The sequence below is a fragment of the Nostoc sp. 'Peltigera membranacea cyanobiont' 210A genome (assembly GCF_002246015.1).
Classification (GTDB): domain Bacteria; phylum Cyanobacteriota; class Cyanobacteriia; order Cyanobacteriales; family Nostocaceae; genus Nostoc.
Genome location: NZ_NOLJ01000003.1, coordinates 392,857 through 409,895 on the forward strand (window position 1 = coordinate 392,857; position 17,039 = coordinate 409,895).

Sequence of the window (17,039 nt, forward strand, 5' to 3'; positions counted from 1 at the left end):
TCATTTTGTCCCTATTAACAGCGTGACAAAGGTTTTGTTATGAAATTGGGTTTGACCTCCACCCACTAAAGGAGCAATTTCACCATAAGCATAGAAACCACAACAAGGTAATGCCTTTGGTAAATGAGTTTTGACAAGCTGATACTCAACTCTTGCTAAAGTTCCCAGAATTCGCCGACGGGCTGCACAGGAAATAAGTAATGCTGCCGTTGGCTCCACACCGGGATAATCTGCAATAGCATTCTTCAAAGATGTCTCAGAAGCTGACAAAATATTGTCACGAGTCGCATCGGTAATTTGTACAACTGCCTGTTCAGGAATATCTGAGAAGAACGTGACGCTACCAGACTGTTGATCGTAGCCATTGGGTGCCCGTAAATAGAAATGATCTTGATCCTCAAAAACTGCTAGGGCATGAATGGCATAATTGGATGCAAATCTTTCTTCACCGAGATAATGCTGATAGAAATCTAAGGCACGTTGTCCATCAATTTCATAGACTACGTTGCCATCTACTTTAGTTACACGGCTACGTTGGCTGATGGGAGTCCAACCACTTGCAACTCCGTGGGAAAATAGTAGTTTTCCAGAGAATAGTAGCACTGGAACTGAATCACTCAGTACTTCACCTTGGAAGAATTGGTAGGTTTTGTCAAAGGTATAGTCGTCGGCAGTCATTCCCCCAATGATGGGAATATATTCTCCCAGGCTTTGTTTTAAACCTTCTAAAATTAAAACCCCATTGCTGGTTAGACTATCGGGGAAGGTAAGGCACAATTGTGGTACAAATGAACTCTTTGCCTGTGCTTGTGCGATCGCTTCTTGGGCTGCAAGGGCTGGATTTTTGGATACTCCTCGGCCAATACCGGAGTGAATTTCCACTTCATCGCTAGCAAACAGCATTAAGGTCAGAGAATCTTGCTGAAACTCCAGAATTGAAGAAATTTCTCCATTTGTCGTTCCACCAATCAACTCAATTCCGGGAAAAGCGTCTTGGATGCGTTGCAAAATTAACGCATGGTCAAAGTCTATAGCAGTGAATAAAATTCCAGCTTGGGGAAGGAAGCCGGCAAGAGAACGGCTACATTCTTGAAGAACTTCAGCGATCGCATTTTGAGATTCAGGATCGTCGCTATGACCAACAACAACTCGAAACACAACTACCTCATTGTAAGTTTAAAGACTGGGTAGCTTATCCAATTGGGATCTCAGCACCCAGAAACCTACATTTAGATTTCCCACTTACTTGAACTAAATCTCAACTCACCTGACTTTTTCTCGAAACAGAATTCAGGAGTCAGAATTCAGTAAGGGACTTCCAAGAAATAAATTATCCATCTTGTGGGGTGCGTGTCTCGCCATTGGTGTCAACTTAAGCCGAAAACTATATCGGACAGGCGTTTTGCAAATCCCTCACGCCCTCATCCCCTAACCCCTTCTCCCAAGGGAGAAGGGGAATTGAATGTCTAGCTCCCCTCTCACGGATGGGAGAGGGGCTGGGGGTGAGGGCAAAACGTTGTCACCAAGCGGGTTTAGCGTTAAGTTGACACCTATGGCGTCTCGCCCACCCTAAATCTGGGACGGGCAAGATGCCCATCCCACAAGAAAATTTGAGATGTTTTTTTATTTGGAAGTCCCTAAGACTTACATACACTCCACGAATTCTTGACATCCTTCTCTACGAGAGGCTGCGCGTAAAGTCTCGCAGAGAGGTCTTGATTCTGACTCCTGAATTCTTCTTCAATTCATCTGCAATAAATTTTCTCCACGTTGGTAAATTTCCCGTGCGTGATCAGTCCAAGCACCTTGTCCCCAATAACGAAAACAACTGGTTTGCAACAACAGGTTATGTAGAAGAACGTTACGGTATTGAGACTGTCTAGTAATTGGTTCTGCTGAGTCAGTTTGCAGCAATGGATCAAACTTCTGATGGAATAAACTACTTAATTGATACATGGGAGACAACACATTTTCATATCCTTTTACCCAACTGATATGATTTGTCCACGAGGCTCCATCCAGATGAAAATTAGAGTTTGTTTGCTTTAATTCTTGAATGGCATTCTCTACAGCTTGCGGTTGAATATTATCTGGTGAAACTCGCTCCCAAATTTGATGTTGTCCCACTGGTTGACAAGTTGGATAATCTTCGGCTTTGCATCCAGCAGCTTCGATTAATTCTAAATATTCTGTACCACACACACCAACAACACCTGATTTTCCTCCCCCATTATTTACCATATCCCACCACGCTTGTTTAAAAGCGCTAGGAAATTCATTCATCATCACGCCGCCATTTTCACCATCGCCAATTTGGCTAACTATTGGTGGTACAAATACACTACCAATTTGTTGTTTGGATAATGTTTTCGCTTCATAATAAGGCTGCATTTGAGCAACTAATTTAGTATCCGAACCTTGGGTTTTAATTAAAGCTGTGATACTAATTGTTTCGCCTTGAGAATTACGGGCAATTAGACGATGTGGTAAATGTTTATGAGTGAGAGATTGACCGGTAAGAGTTTCTACAGAATGTTCTTGAACAAGTAGCCAGCGATATCCACATTCTTTCAGTGCTTTCACAAATTCAAAGAGAGCATCAGGGTGATTTGGTAGGTGCATTTCTGGGGGCGAAAATCCTTTGACTCGCGCTAGTGCTTCCCAGCCAAAAATTGCCGCAAAGTGATGTTGCCATGCAACGATATGTAATTTAATATCTGCTATGGGTGTGGAAGGAATAACTGCATGACCCCACATTGTACCCAGCCATTCTACATAAGGTTGGTAGGTGCGATCGCAAGTAATCCGTTTGAGATTATCGAGAACATCACCGCGTCCCATTTGCCGCAGTCCCCACAGAAGATTACCTGAGTAATCCAACATCACACGCGGATTGCAACCTTGATTTACAAGTTCGGGGATCAAGTCACCCATACGGCTGTAACAATGGGCAAAGGGATCTGCATTATGGTTATCCCCTTCATGGGGATGTTCAAACATATATTGCAGATTGCTGATGAGTGTACCGCCATTTCCAGCAGGTATAGTTGGCTGGTGCATGTGCAAAGCGATCGCAAACACAGCATTTACGTCTTCTAAGCGGATATTCGTTGTTGGTAAAAATACTGGTCGATCTTGGTTAACCACAGAGAGAACCTCTGTTTCCCAACCAGAAATATTCGGCAAGCCATCAATGATTTCGGGCAAAGGAGTCAGGGTTGTGGGGAAGGAAAGCATTTCTGATTGCTCCGAAACAAGGTATGTCTAATTATGCGATCGCACAACAATTTCTGCTCTGCAACTTTATGTATTGATGCAAACTGCGATCGTCTTGTAGTCCCGCAATATTTGTGTAGTGCAACAGTTGGGATATTACACTTATAAAAAAAGTGTTGGAAAATATACAGCAATCTATTTGATTTTGTTGCTACAGACGTAAAGATGTAGGCCCATACAGCCGATTCATTATGTTGCAAAGATTTTTGGAAATGGTATGATACAACTCAAAATTCAGAAATTCAGATTTCATCTAGGTTTCTGGGTTTGAATCTGTTTCCCTCTTTTAAATAAGCTGTAAAATCTATAAAAGCTATACGCATTAAATATTATTACTTATCAAGATAAAATTTTCTCTTTTATGCTTTACGCAAATTTAATTTTAGGAGGAGTCTCATGAAACTAAAACAATTTGGAATTACATTTTTGAGTGTTTGTATTGCTGCTTTTTCAGGAATGAAAGCAGCAGAGGCGGCATCATTTTCGGTAATTGCTGATGGTCTTAATAATCCACGAGGTTTAACTTTTGGTAATGACGGGAGTCTCTACGTCACCGAAGCAGGAACAGGCGGCAGTGGAGCTTGTGTTCCTTCACCGAGCGTTGCAAACCAATCTTTATGTTATGGCACAACTGGTGCAGTCACCAAAATTAGAAATGGTAAGCAAGAACGTATACTTACAGGACTTCCTTCTTTAGCATTACCAGATGGTACTGATACTTCTGGGCCTCAAGATATCAAATTTGATGCTACTGGCAAGCCTTATATTGCAATTGGGTATGGTTCAAATCCCACATTTAGGGCGGCATTAGGTAATACTGACTTAGGAAAAATCATCACTGCTAATTTCAATGCAAATTCGTGGACTAGTGTTGCTGATTTAGCTAATTATGAACTTGCAAATAATCCAGACAAAGGCGATCTAATTAGCAATCCCTTCTCTCTTCTTTTAGATGGAAATAATATTGTTGCAGTTGATACTGGTGCTAATGAATTACTCAGTGTAGGGACTGATGGAAGTAATTTAAAGGCGATCGCCACAATTCCTCGACAGACATTAACTAATCCAATTTTTCCCTCTGGCGCATCATCATCGCCATTTGAAATCCAAGCAGTACCCACAAATATCGCCAAAGGCCCAGATGGCGCTTATTATATCAGCCAATTAACCGGTTTTCCTTTTCCAGAAGGTAAAGCAAAAATCTATCGAGTTGGTGCTGATGGTCAACCAACAGTTTATACCGATGGCTTTACTCAACTTACTGACTTAGATTTTGATGCTGAGGGTAATTTATATGCTTTGCAGTACGCTAATCAGTCACTCTGGAAAGGTAATCTAGATGGTTCTCTAATAAAAATAGCAAGCGATGGGACTCGCACAACTATTCTTAGTGGTAATGGATTAGAGTCTCCTACTGCTTTGACTATTGGTGCTGATGGTGCTATTTACGTGACAAACCGAGGCGATCGCCCTGGAGTTGGACAAGTTATCAAAATTGAGAATTTCAAGTCTGTTCCTGAATTTACTTCTACTTTCAGCTTATTAGCATTTCTTAGCACTGTGAGCATTAGTTTGTTGCACAAGGGTAAAGCCAAGGGACTTCCAACTAAAAAAATAATCCCATCCCTGCGGGACGCTACGCGAACGCTTTGGTGAGCAGGGGAAGCAGGGGAGGAAGAATCTAACGATCATCTTCGCTCCCAAAATTGAATAATTTAATTTCTGGAAATCCCCAAGGACTGAAGATTTCGGACAAGTTTGTTCAGGAATGCTGAGTGTTGAGTCAGCGATCGCCCTCGGCGTTATCCCTTCTCTACGAGACGCTACGCGAAGGGATAAGTTTTTCAATCAGCCGTTGTCTACTTGGTGCTGGCGGTGTCGCTATTCGTAAAATTAGCTCTAACAACCAAGGGGCGAGGCGTTGACACAACACGGCTAAATGACTTTGCCATCCAACTAAAATTTCTGATGAATCATTTTGCATTCCGGTGACGAGTGCTTTAGCCACTTGCTGGGGAGTCATGGGGATCACCCAGCGAAATAATTTTAAGTCGCGCACCATGTCTGTGTCTGTCAGGGAAGGCAATAATGCAATGACGCGAATATTGTGTTCAGCTAATTCTTGGCGCAAGGCTTGGGTAAATCCTAAGATGGCAAACTTGGTTGCTGAGTATGTCGCCATCGTTGGCGCTGCAACTTTCCCCATCAGGCTCGATACATTGACAATTGTCCCTTGTCTTTGGCTGGCCATGCGTCGAGCAATCAAACTAGTAAGGTTGTACATTCCTAACAAGTTCACTGAGAGTTCTTCTTGAACTTGGGGCATTTTAGATTGCAAAAATGAGCTTTGGTATGCGACTCCTGCACAATTAACCAGCAGGTGAATCTGTCCGTAATTGCGCCAGAGTTGAGCGACAGCGATATTTACTTCAATTGTTTGAGTCAAATCTAAGGCGACGATCGCAGCTTCTGTACCCATAGCCTCGATTTCCTTGGCTACCTCCAATAACTTGCGGCGATCGCGTGCTACCAATATCATCCGCTTAATGCCTTGTTGCGCTAATTCGATGGCGATCGCTCGTCCAATTCCACGCGAAGCCCCTGTAATTAGGGCAACTTTACCTTGAATCTCCATTAGTTTTATTCTCCAAAATTTAAGTCTTACCAAACTCTTCGTTATTGCCGATACACACAAGCAAGAGCTACTCACTTGTCGGCACAAAGTAAGACAAATAATCAATCGCAATTGAAATCAAACTGAAACTAAGCCTTTAGCAATGAGACATTTCTTGGTTAATCTGCAATCCCTCATAGTTGTCTATATGAGGCAGAACTTTCTCGTTTTGAACCCGTCAAAGCCTAACACACTTGGCTGAATGGGTATAGCTCATAGATTTTATTTCTCCTAGATCCGAGCGTTCATCAGCATTGCTGTCATACACACGTTAGCAATTAAATCAAGCTATTGCAATATTCTTTAATAAGGATTTCTTAATACTTCTTAACGACAAGTATATATATACAAAAGATTTTATTAAATAAGTTTTTATGAATCCCTCAGTATAAATATCTCATTTTCCTGACAAATAGCCTGTTTTAGGAAATTGTGATATCTAATTCATGGTTTAGAAACAAAAAAGACATATAACATTTTGGCTGATGGTTGCAATAGTTAGAACTCTCAACTAACTCATATAATTGCAACAGTATATTTACTGTTTCCTTGAAAAGTAAGGTTGATGGCTTTTATTTATTGAAAACAATGAAAAAGGCCTAGATTGCTGTCTGAAATTAGCTACCAAAACTTTCGGATAAATAGTAGTTTGTTTAGGTTTATCTTTGAGTTCATCAAAGTAATGCTTGAGACTTGCCTCGTCTGTAGCAAACTTCAATCATTCGCGAACAATAAGATCCCCGATTTCTCTAATAAATCGGGGATTTAACTGTAAGTCAATATGATTTCTAATTGATGATTCCGCCGAAAATTGCACTCCGTACATTTACGTAATTATTAATTATTACTCCACGGTTAAATTTACTTACTCGCAGCAAGGATGGATATCAATACTGCTCGGTTGAGAATATTCGTAAGTTCAGTTTGAAGTTGTGCTAATTTTTGAAATGCACGTAGTGGACTGTCTAGGCAAAATAGTGCATTAGACGTAGACGTAGGTTGGGTGGAGCGCAACCCAACATATATTAGGATGTTGGGTTACGCAAAGCCTCCACCCAACCTACAATTTTTTTGCAACTGCCTTCCCGATGCGGAAAGGGGGAAAATTCAAAGTCTCTCTCCTCTTAGGAGAGAGATTTAGAGAGAGGTTTTCCACATACCGTGAAAAGCCCATCAGCTTAATTAAGGGGTTAAAAAGTCTAAATGGTTTCCTGGTTGGGCACGCAAATCTTCCACAGTCCCCTGAATTTGTAATTTACCTTGATTTAATAGCACAATCCAATCAGCACGGGCAATTACTCTAGGACGGTGGCTAATCAGAATCGTAGTTTTGCCTTGGCGATGCAATAATAACTGATTCAAAACTTTAACTTCACTAACAGGATCTAGTCCAGCCGTTGATTCATCTAAAATTAGGACTGGTGGATCGTTGATGATGGCTCTTGCTATAGCTAATCTTTGCCGTTGTCCACCAGAAATATTTGAGCCAAATTCACCTAATACAGTTTGATATTTTTCAGGTAGTTTACTAATAAAATCGTCTGCCTCAGCAATTTGACAAGCAGCGACAATTTGCTCAAAGGTGACGTGAGGAGAACCTAACCGAAAGTTTTCAATAATTGAGCGACTCCAAAAATGAGCATCTTGCGGAACGAGGACTACTTGTTGCCGCAAACAATCAAGGGCTAGGTCTTGCAGATTATAAATACCAATGCGAATATTACCAGAATTAGGTGTATATAATCCTGCAATCAGTTTAGCAAGAGAACTTTTACCACAGCCAGATGTACCAATTAGAGCAATAACTTTACCGCCAGGAATAGTTAGGGAGAAATCTTGCAGTAACTCTAGCCTTCCAGGATAGTGAAAGTTGAGATTTGTGCAAATAATATCAGCCTTGCTAGGAATCTTCGTAAAAGGTTTTTTAGTATCGCCTGGATTTTCAGGTGTGGAATCGATAACTTCTGTTAAGCGCTGTGTGGCAGTTTTGGCACGAGTGAATTCATCTATAAAGTTGAGCATAGTACTAATGAATGATAAAAAATTACCATTCATCCCGTTAAATGCCAGCAGTTGACCGATGCTGAGTTCCTTGTTAATAACCAGGATGCTGCCGAAACCAATCAGACTAATGCTGCCAATACTAGAAACTAAGCTAGAGAAGATACCGTTAATAATTCCAATCTGAACTGTGCGAAATGTTTGATTTGCTAAACGCCCAAATCGGTTCTGGAATTCTTCCCAAAACTGGGGGGCGGCAGTAGTAGTTTTGAGTGTCAAGGCGCCTTTAAAGCTTTCAACAAGAACACCTTGGTTTTCTGCATCTAAGACTAATACACTTCTGATTTTTTGTTGAAGTGTAGGCAGAAAAATAATCGTAGACAAACTCATTACAATCGCAATAATTAGACCAACTAAGGTAAGTTTCCAGCTATAGAACAGCATAAAACTCAAAGAAACTGCTGCAATCAATAATTGGCTTGGTAAACTAATAATTGCTTGAGAAATTAGTTGATTAATTTGTTGAATATCTTGCAATCTGCTCACAATCTCGCCACTACGACGCGATTCATAGTAAGTCAAAGGCAACCGCAGGATTGTCCTAGCAAATTCTAGAATTAATCCTAACTCCAGCCGTTGGGCAAAATGGGCAATCAGGTTATATTGAACTAGTTTTAAACTACTTGACACAAGATTCATCACCACAACGGCAATAATTACACCAGCAAGAAGTTGGGTGTCACCCCGAACTAGTACATCATCCGTCAGAATTTGGAGCAGGATGGGAGAAGCTAATGAAAGCAGACCAATAATTAAAGCGCAGAGAAAAGCCTCGAATAGTATGTTTCCATAAGGCAATACACGCCGCACAAAGCGTCCAAATCCATCAATTTTATCATCGGGTTGAGCATAAAAGCGAACCGAATCTGGCTCCAGTAAGAGCATCACCTTATCTGACCAAGCCTCCGTTAACTCTTTTTTAGAGACATAACGGATGTTAGCTGCTGGGTCGGCAACTATATATTTCTTGCCTTTTTGGCCATACAAAACAACCCAGTGGTAGCCTCTCCAGTGAATGATTGCTGGCAGTGGCGCTTGGTTCATCTTGTCTAATATTTCATTTGATGCTCTGACCGAGCGCGCATTGAAACCAAGTGCTTCGGCTCCCCGCCTCAGTCCTAACAATGTTGTTCCTAATTGACCAGTGCCTACCGCTTCCCGGATGTGATTTAGTGTAAAGTTGCGCTGATAATGTTTGGCAATGGAAGCAAGACAAGCCGCTCCACAATCTTCTTCACTATGTTGTGTAACAACTTGGTATTTCATTTCGCACTCCAGTATTTATATCGTGACAAAACCAAAAAAATAGCAGGGTCTTATCCCTGCATGGTTAAAAATTTAACCCATAGTTTAGTCGTACTATGATTTTAATACTTAGACAAAATATCGTATTTTGATGCTCAGAGGGCTTTAATCAGCAACTTATGTTAGTTATCTTAAATTCACTTTGTTAAATAAAAGTTGATACAAACTGTATTAATTTTTACATATCCTTACCTGTCTTTAAGATTGATCAAAGGTTATGGATATAGTGAGCGAAAAGCCCAAGTAAAGTGTTATTGATAATTACCGCAATTATCAATAACACTTTGTTAACTTTTTTAAAGAAAAGTAGATGGCTAGGAATAAACGTATGTTAGGATGACTGCCATAGAGAAACAGCTAATGGCTACTAGGATTAAGTCGATTAGCAATTAAGCCGCACGCAAAATTAATTTAACCTGCGTCAACAGTGTAAATTACTTGAAACGTGAACTTTTATCCTGAGTAGAGACACGTTAATCGTGTCTTTACGTTTATTATTTCCCTTCTACTGAACTTCATACAAATTGCCTATTGCCCTATTTCTCGATAGAAACGTTGCTGTAGTTGCTAGCATATGCAGATGGGTAAAAACCATATGCTTTAGCACTAGCATATTGTTTTACTATTACTACATTATTATCGGACACGTTAAAGGAACGATAACCACCACCAGACAGATTGGCTTCTTCGTTGGTGCTTAATGCGGTAAACAAAGTGCTTTCCATAGTTTTAGTTCTCACTTGATTGTTGGGTTTTAGATAACATCACACTACATTCATCAATGCGAACAAGGCATTCATGAGTGCTTGTGTGCTGTTACGAACATTATATGGGTGAAACTAGTTTGATAAAACAACTATTTTCTTAAGAAATATATATTACAAGTTCTTTGCAAACATACTACTTGGCTAATATTTATACTATTTTCACTGTTTTCTGAAAAAACCATGAATTTTATTCTATTTAAAGAGATAAATATTCTGGATTTAATTGTATGGCAAAAATATATATGCGTATAAAGATTTTTCAGAAAAATAATATCTAATTTTATACTAAAATTAATGAGTGAATTAACGTATTAATACTGTTAGTGGGCACAAAACCCTAAAGAAAGAGTATCAAATCAGTCAAATAGTATTTTGTTATACAAAATCATGAAAAACCAAATTTGGAGTTCTCCAAAAATTTTACTTGATTTTTAAATTCACGTATTATCACGTAAGTATTGTTCTTTTTTTATTTTGCTTATACAGAGACTATTGAAAATAGCATAAAAGATTGTGATAACAACGCTTTTAAACTAGCTTAACTACTTATTAATTAGAATAGAAAAGAAAAGTTTTTCTCTCTATTATAGAAATTTTTATAAGTAAATAAAGAAAAGATAAAATTTTAAAAGCAAATTATAAAGATTTGGTCTTTTTACTAAAAGGCACTAATTGTTATATAAACTTAGGCTATGGATCACTTTTTAGCTATTACTGATGGAGAAACCTCTAAGACAAGCAGCTTATCTTCTCCCAAGGGAAGAGGCTAAGAAGACTAAGCTTTCAGAGGATGTTTGAAAAGTCGCAAAGTATACTAAAAAACCCTTTCCAAACCTCTCCCAAAAGGTCGAGAGGCTTTGAAATCCTCCCTTTTCTTCTAAAAAAGGGGGTTAGGGACGTTAGATATCTGAGGCTTAAATATTAGCAATAATACTTTTCAAACAACCTTTCAGAGTGAGAAAGGAGGCTCCTAACTTGAAAATGCTCGTTCAATAAATATCTATATATATAGATGTAATGTCGCTCCGCATTTTCATACTTGGTAGTGTACGAATTTCATAACGATTACCTTCTTACACCAGCTAGCTATTTGCTAGATTGTTTGCACAACCAAAATGTTTTTTAACTTATATGCTTATTGACCCCCAACCGGACTTTCTCCGCCCAGTTGAAAGCGACGAATATCTGCCTCCAATTAGCAGTTGGACATCGCTGGGAGGGATATTTTTAATTGGAAGTGTTGGCGCTGCCTTCGGTCTTGCAAGTGTCATTCAATACAACATAGTAGTGAGAGCAGATGGTACTGTCCGTCCAACGGGAGAAATACGGTTAGTGCAAGCAGCGGTAGAGGGAACTGTTAGAAGCATTAGGGTGAAAGAAAATCAAGTTGTGAAAAGGGGAGATGAGATTGCACTGCTCTACGACACCCAATTACAAAGCAAAAAAAGCCAAATTGCTGGAAATATTCGGCAGAATCATTTACAAAGAACCCAAATCGATGCACAACTAAGAGCGCTACAGAATCAAATCACAGCTGAGTCGAACTCGATGCGGCGGGCGGTTATCTCTGCACAAGCTGACCTGAGTCGTAATCAACGGGATTACAAAGACAAGCAAATTACCACTAAGGCAGAAGTGGAAGAAGTAGAAGCCTCTGTGGAGTTAGCGAGGGAAGAACTGAAGCGATATCAGCAGCTAGCAAATACTGGAGCGATCGCAGCTTTACAGATTAAGGAAAAAGAACAAGCTTTCAAAGCAGCACTTGCCAGATTAGAACGGATCAAAACTGGACTCAATCCCACTAGCGCAAATGTGGAGATTGCCCAAGAAAGGATTCCCCAAGAACAGGCAAAGGGTGAGTCTACCCTAGCTGCATTGAACAAAGAAAGACAAGAACTTATTGGGCGTCAAGTAGAAATTCAAAATCAAATCAGCAGCGCTCAAGAAGAGCTAAAACAACTCTCAACAGAACTGCAAAAAACTGTAATTCAGGCTTCCGAGGCAGGTACGATCCTGAAACTAGAATTAAGGAATCCTGGGCAAGTTGTACGTATTGGGGATGCGATCGCTCAAATTGCTCCTAGTAAAGCACCTCTGGTCATCAAAGCCCGTATTGCCGCTTCTGATATTAGCAAAGTAAAGGTGTGTAAAGTTGTAGAAGTAACAAAATGTTCAGAGGGTGAAGTACAAATGCGGCTTTCTGCCTATCCGTACCCAGATTACGGCATTCTCAAAGGAGCTGTTAGAGCCATAACCGGCGACGCTATTACATCTCAAGCTAACGGCAATCCAATTGCACCTTACTATGAGGTGACAATTGAGCCAGAGAGACTTTATTTAAAAAAGGGCGATAAATCCTATCCAATTCAACCAGGAATGGAAGTTACAACTGATATCATTTCCAAAAAAGAAACCGTAATGACATTTATTCTGAGAAAAGCAAGGCTGCTAACAGATTTGTAGGCTTATTCTTGTATTCCACGCTATGAGAACCACTTAGGAATTTACGCATTAGACCTCTTGCACGAATGTAAAATTAGCCCTCATCCCCCAACCCCTTCTCCCACACTTGGGAGAAGGGGAGCCAATTTTAAAGTCCATTTCAAAGTCCATTTCAAAGTCCCTCTCCTTTGGGAGAGGGATTTAGGGTGAGGGCTTTTGATCCCTCCAATCCCCCTGCAACCCTGCAAAAGCAACAGGGCTGTTTCATTGCCTCAAAGGTTGATAAGGGGTAGAAGTAGGTTGAGGATTTGATGGTTTGCTTGACTGGGGAGTTGATCCACTCCAAACTTGATTGAACTGAGCTACCGACAACGACTGTAAAATACTGAGATTAAGCGGCTCTTTGCTGATAAATGTAGCGTAGGAAGGCTGCAAATAAGAACGATATTCAGGGCGGTTGAGGAGATGGGTTTCTAAAAAAGCGACACTGAGGGCGTTGAGATAAGAATAAACAGCAGCACGATCGGGGCCCAGCAAGGCGGGTGGCACAGGTAAGACATCGTTTTCAGGAGTAGGTTCGGCGATCGCTGAAAAGTGGGTGGCATTTTCGATCAAAGCCAAGTACTTATTAGAGCCAGAAAGCCAGGTAAAGGGGCGAATTTGCTCAAATACGGGTGGTGCAAAAACATCTTGACTACCTGTTACCAACATGACGGGAGTTTTAATTTGACTGATTCCTCCCTGACCCAAAACTGAGCTGTCAATGGGATTAATCGCAATGACGGCTTTGATGCGATCGTCTTTGAGTTCGTAATTTTTTGGAGGTAAATCAGTTGCTTGACACTGCAAAAACAGCGATAAATTAAAGGATGAATTATCGGGCTTGCAATCTTGTCTCAGTTGCTCAAAGTTAATATTGGCTCCTGCTAAAGTCAAAACAGTATAACCACCAAAGGATTGACCGATCGCCCCAACTTGCTGAAAATTGAGTTTTCCTTGGAGAGTCGGATCGGATTTATCTAGACGCTGGAGTTCATTGAGTAGATATTTGATATCCAAAGGTCGGTTGATAAATTCTGTTGCATCAGGCGGCCCTGCCAAACCCGCAAAATATTGTTGAAAACGTTCGGCATTACTACCAGGATGTTCCAGTACAGCAACGGCAAAACCATAAGATGCTAGATGTTCAGCCAGGTAGACAAAGGTAGAGCGATCTGAGGCCAGTCCGTGAGAAATTACAATTAGGGGAAAGGGAGGCGAGAGTAATTCTCCAGGTTTTTGTGAACCTGCTGAAGGGAGATAGATATCTACAGGTAGACGGCGTGAGCGAGAAATGTCATTTAACTCCAGGCTTTTTTTCTGCCAGGTAAATTTTCCTGGCGATCGCAAATCTGGTTTTTGGGAGAAATCAATGTTGGAAGTGGCTGCTTGAGCGATCGCTTCTTTTTGAAGAGAGGCAAAAACCTCATCCTTTCTTTTAATCAATTGCGACAAGTCATCGACTATCCTCAACCCCTCTGTGAAATTCACCCGTATAGTATCACTAGGAAATTTCCGCAGTAAATTCACAACCGTTAACCCCTCTTTTTGATCGGCAGCAGACAAAATTAAAGAGGCACGTATGGCATAGAAGCCATTGTTTCGAGACTCAGTGAGGAGTAATTTTCCCAGTTGTTGTACCAACTGCTCGCCTATCGGTGAGTAGGTAACTTGAGATACTAGTGTAGGAGTGAGATTAAAGCGCTGCTGGAGTAGATCCCGCAGTTGAGCGAGTTGTTCAGGAGTCGCACGGCTAGCATAAAATGACAAATCTTGATCGATTTTGCCAACTTTCGCAAAGGTTTCCAGCGAATCCACCGATAAGGAAAATTCGCCGAAGGGAGGATAATAAAAGCTAATGCGTTCAGCCCCCAATCCAGGAGTAGCGGTCAAGAACGTAGATAGCAAACCTAAACCCAGATATCTCAAAAATTTTTTCATTAGAAAAACCCACTATCTAACCCTGGCAAACAACTTTGGGCAGGGAGGAAAGCGTGGCGGGATCTATAACCGCTTTCCTGTTGAATTGGTTTAGATATATCAAACAGGCTACAAGCACAATAAAGCAAGTACTTACCATAAATTTGACAGTAGCTTTGAACGATCAAAATACATGAGTAGCAAATTTTTCAGTCAAACAGCATCAGTAGCGCGATAATAGATATAGAGATCAAAATTAAGTTATATGTCCTTTGCTTCCTGCGCCTGTTGTGTTGTCGTCCTCAACCAACAACAAGAGCAAAATATCTCCCACCAAAACCAGTGCCAGGATGTGCCAGTTAACCACAGTAAGAGCACGGTTAAAAATTGCACTGTAATTGAAAATGGTCGGGTGGTCGTTAAACCCTTACAACCACCACTCAATCAGACTTCCGAGTAACTTTCAGAAATTTCACCCCTTTACTCTAAAGGTAAAACATCGTGGAAACGGTTGTAATCAATGTAGCGATGTCCATCGGGTGTGTGGTGAAAGATATCGACAAATTGATTGTTCCACAAAATCTCATTGGCACTATAGCTATGACGGGCATGGACAACCTGGGCAACCGTTTCATCAATGCCACTCAAAGAGACAATCAGTATAGTATTTGTCTGGGTTAAGGATTCTGGTGTCATCCCATATAAAGGACTAAACTCATCAATGACATGCATCACTGACCAGCTTAACGTGAAGCTAGGTGTTTGGTTCCTCACCAGTTTGAGATCGTGGAACCGGCGCATGAATTGTCCTTCTAAGGTTACTTCGTCGCGCATCAAGTAGACTCGCATCTGCGCCTCCAGAATTATATTGCGACGCTGATTAGCGCTGCGAAATATCAGAGTCGGCATCGCATTATGAGCTGTAATGACAGCAACACGGCTAAAGAGTACACGGGCTGTAGGTCGAGAGAATCGAGCAAACGCGAGTCCTGTCATCACAGCAATTCCCACCAAACCGATCATTGCTTCAATAGTGACAATAATGTTGGCGTAAGTTGTTTTCGGATACATTGCCCCATAGCCAATAGATGCTAAGGTTTGGACGCTAAAGAAAAAGACATCTAAAAAAGAGCCAGGTCGGGCGTTGGCAATACAATCTCCTCCTATCAAGTAAGCTAGGGCAAATAGAGCATTAATAGTTACGTAAAAAGTACAAATCAGGAGCAGAAAGCCAGTCCAGGGAATCGTTAGCAGCAGATGATAAGGATCGCGCCAGTAGGAATGCCATACACCCATACCTATAATCTCAAATTTTCCATCTTGAACATGAATCTGAATAGGTGGGATCAGACGCTGCTGTCGTTTCTTGGGTGAAAGTCTCTTCAGTCGAAATTTCATTGCAAGCAGCCAAAAGAACGGCAACTGCTTAGTATTGTAAATTAAGTTGCATTAGAGACATTCACTCTAGACAATTAGGCAGTGGGCAGTGGAAATTTAAACTTTCTTTTCTTAAATCAGCAAAAAAATAGGGTGTGCAATGCCCACCCTACTAATTTATCTGCTAGAAACTTATTGTTATGGCTTTAGTGATTGACCTTTAGAACAGCGGTCAAACCACTCTTGGTATTTTTTTTGGTGCGACTCATCTTCAACAGCAATGGTAACACGCACCTGCTTACAGCCGTTATTTCGCTCTAGTGCGATCGCATTCAATAATAAATTAGCAATTTTAGGTGAGCTAAATTCGCCGCTTACCGTCAAACCGTTGTTATGTGTAGCTTCAATTTTTTCGACTTCGGTCAAATCAAGCCCAGGAATTTCTTCTTGTCCTAAATCAATTTCTGCGAGTTGTTTGTGTTCTGGGCTTATTTGTTCCACAATCAGCTTTTCGCGCCGGACAGGAACTTGTACCATCCGGGTTTCAATTACTTTGCGAACAATTACTTCACCAACTTTACGCTTACTGGTTTCAACAAATAGGCGTTCTTCTAGTAGACGAATAATCTGTTCTTCAGGAACCTGTTCTAAATTATTTAATGACTCAACTGGGTTATTTGTTATTTGATTGTTAGCTAGTTGCTCAGTTGAGTTAAAATCGCCTGGTGTTTCTGATTCTAAATATTCAGGCATATATTCAATTTCTGATTTGTTTAAGTCTATGAAAACAGATTTAGTCGGCTTGTCTATTTGTTTTATTCTCTGGCTCTGCAACCGAAATAAAGAAGGATGTTGATCAGCTAACTGCTGGCTATATTCAGCAGTTTGTTGATTAGCCTGGTTAGATATAACGAGGTTTAGCCGACGATTACCATCCACAATTAAATCATGAACTACTCCTACTAGCTGACCTTGCTTATCAAACACAGCAAAATTGTTCACCTTCTTTCTTAAATCTGCCAGCGAGGAGATAGTACGAGAATTACCATTTGCCTGTAAAGTGTTTTTTGCCATAGTTTGGCTATTCATCTGGAAAGTTTACTAACTGCTTTCTACTTAGCTAAATTAAATGTATTAATCATCTGGATACTATTTAGAAAATATTTGCGACTGATGGA

11 protein-coding genes are annotated in these 17,039 nt (G+C 40.6%); 3 read left to right on the forward strand and 8 right to left on the reverse strand.

The genetic code is table 11. The features are described 5' to 3' along the window. Together CDG76_RS10835 and CDG76_RS10840 are read right to left on the reverse strand one after the other, a co-directional pair. Positions 1-1,158 carry an FIST signal transduction protein gene (locus CDG76_RS10835; protein WP_094349031.1) on the reverse strand — a complete coding sequence of 386 codons (1,158 nt, stop codon included), beginning with the start codon at positions 1,156-1,158 and terminating at the stop codon, positions 1-3. A gap of 582 nt (positions 1,159-1,740) precedes the next feature. Next, positions 1,741-3,237, reverse strand: coding sequence for a glycosyl hydrolase family 57 (locus tag CDG76_RS10840; RefSeq protein WP_094349032.1), 1,497 nt, complete (start codon positions 3,235-3,237; stop codon positions 1,741-1,743). Between the two features lie 435 nt (positions 3,238-3,672). Here CDG76_RS10840 and CDG76_RS10845 point away from each other — a divergent pair, with 435 nt between their 5' ends. Beyond that, positions 3,673-4,932: a ScyD/ScyE family protein gene (locus CDG76_RS10845; protein WP_094349033.1), complete on the forward strand. Its 1,260-nt coding sequence runs from the start codon at positions 3,673-3,675 to the stop codon at positions 4,930-4,932. A 157-nt stretch (positions 4,933-5,089) separates the two neighbouring features. Here CDG76_RS10845 and CDG76_RS10850 read toward each other — a convergent pair whose 3' ends face one another. The 3 genes from CDG76_RS10850 to CDG76_RS10860 form a co-directional block, all read right to left on the reverse strand. Then, complete coding sequence (locus CDG76_RS10850; protein ID WP_094349034.1) at positions 5,090-5,911, reverse strand: SDR family NAD(P)-dependent oxidoreductase; 822 nt, start codon at positions 5,909-5,911, stop codon at positions 5,090-5,092. Positions 5,912-7,132: 1,221 nt separating this feature from the next. After that, positions 7,133-9,277 carry a peptidase domain-containing ABC transporter gene (locus CDG76_RS10855; protein ID WP_094349035.1) on the reverse strand — a complete coding sequence of 715 codons (2,145 nt, stop codon included), beginning with the start codon at positions 9,275-9,277 and terminating at the stop codon, positions 7,133-7,135. Between the two features lie 575 nt (positions 9,278-9,852). After that, positions 9,853-10,041 (reverse strand): hypothetical protein, encoded by a 189-nt coding sequence (locus CDG76_RS10860; protein WP_094349036.1) that lies wholly within the window; start codon positions 10,039-10,041, stop codon positions 9,853-9,855. Between the two features lie 1,173 nt (positions 10,042-11,214). On the opposite strand from CDG76_RS10860, the gene CDG76_RS10865 reads away from it, so the two are divergent. Beyond that, positions 11,215-12,546, forward strand: a complete 1,332-nt coding sequence (locus CDG76_RS10865) for an HlyD family efflux transporter periplasmic adaptor subunit (protein ID WP_094349037.1) — start codon at positions 11,215-11,217, stop codon at positions 12,544-12,546. A 243-nt stretch (positions 12,547-12,789) separates the two neighbouring features. Here the strand turns inward: CDG76_RS10865 and CDG76_RS10870 are convergent, their stop codons facing one another. Next, positions 12,790-14,505, reverse strand: a complete 1,716-nt coding sequence (locus CDG76_RS10870) for an alpha/beta hydrolase (protein WP_094349038.1) — start codon at positions 14,503-14,505, stop codon at positions 12,790-12,792. A 244-nt stretch (positions 14,506-14,749) separates the two neighbouring features. Here CDG76_RS10870 and CDG76_RS10875 point away from each other — a divergent pair, with 244 nt between their 5' ends. Further along, positions 14,750-14,944: a hypothetical protein gene (locus tag CDG76_RS10875; RefSeq protein WP_094349039.1), complete on the forward strand. Its 195-nt coding sequence runs from the start codon at positions 14,750-14,752 to the stop codon at positions 14,942-14,944. Positions 14,945-14,964: 20 nt separating this feature from the next. Here CDG76_RS10875 and CDG76_RS10880 read toward each other — a convergent pair whose 3' ends face one another. Both CDG76_RS10880 and CDG76_RS10885 read right to left on the reverse strand, forming a co-directional pair. Further along, positions 14,965-15,882, reverse strand: coding sequence for an ion channel (locus tag CDG76_RS10880; RefSeq protein WP_094349040.1), 918 nt, complete (start codon positions 15,880-15,882; stop codon positions 14,965-14,967). A gap of 177 nt (positions 15,883-16,059) precedes the next feature. Beyond that, a complete protein-coding gene (locus CDG76_RS10885) occupies positions 16,060-16,950 on the reverse strand; it encodes a YsnF/AvaK domain-containing protein (protein ID WP_094349041.1) in 891 nt (296 codons plus the stop codon). Positions 16,951-17,039 lie beyond the last annotated feature (89 nt).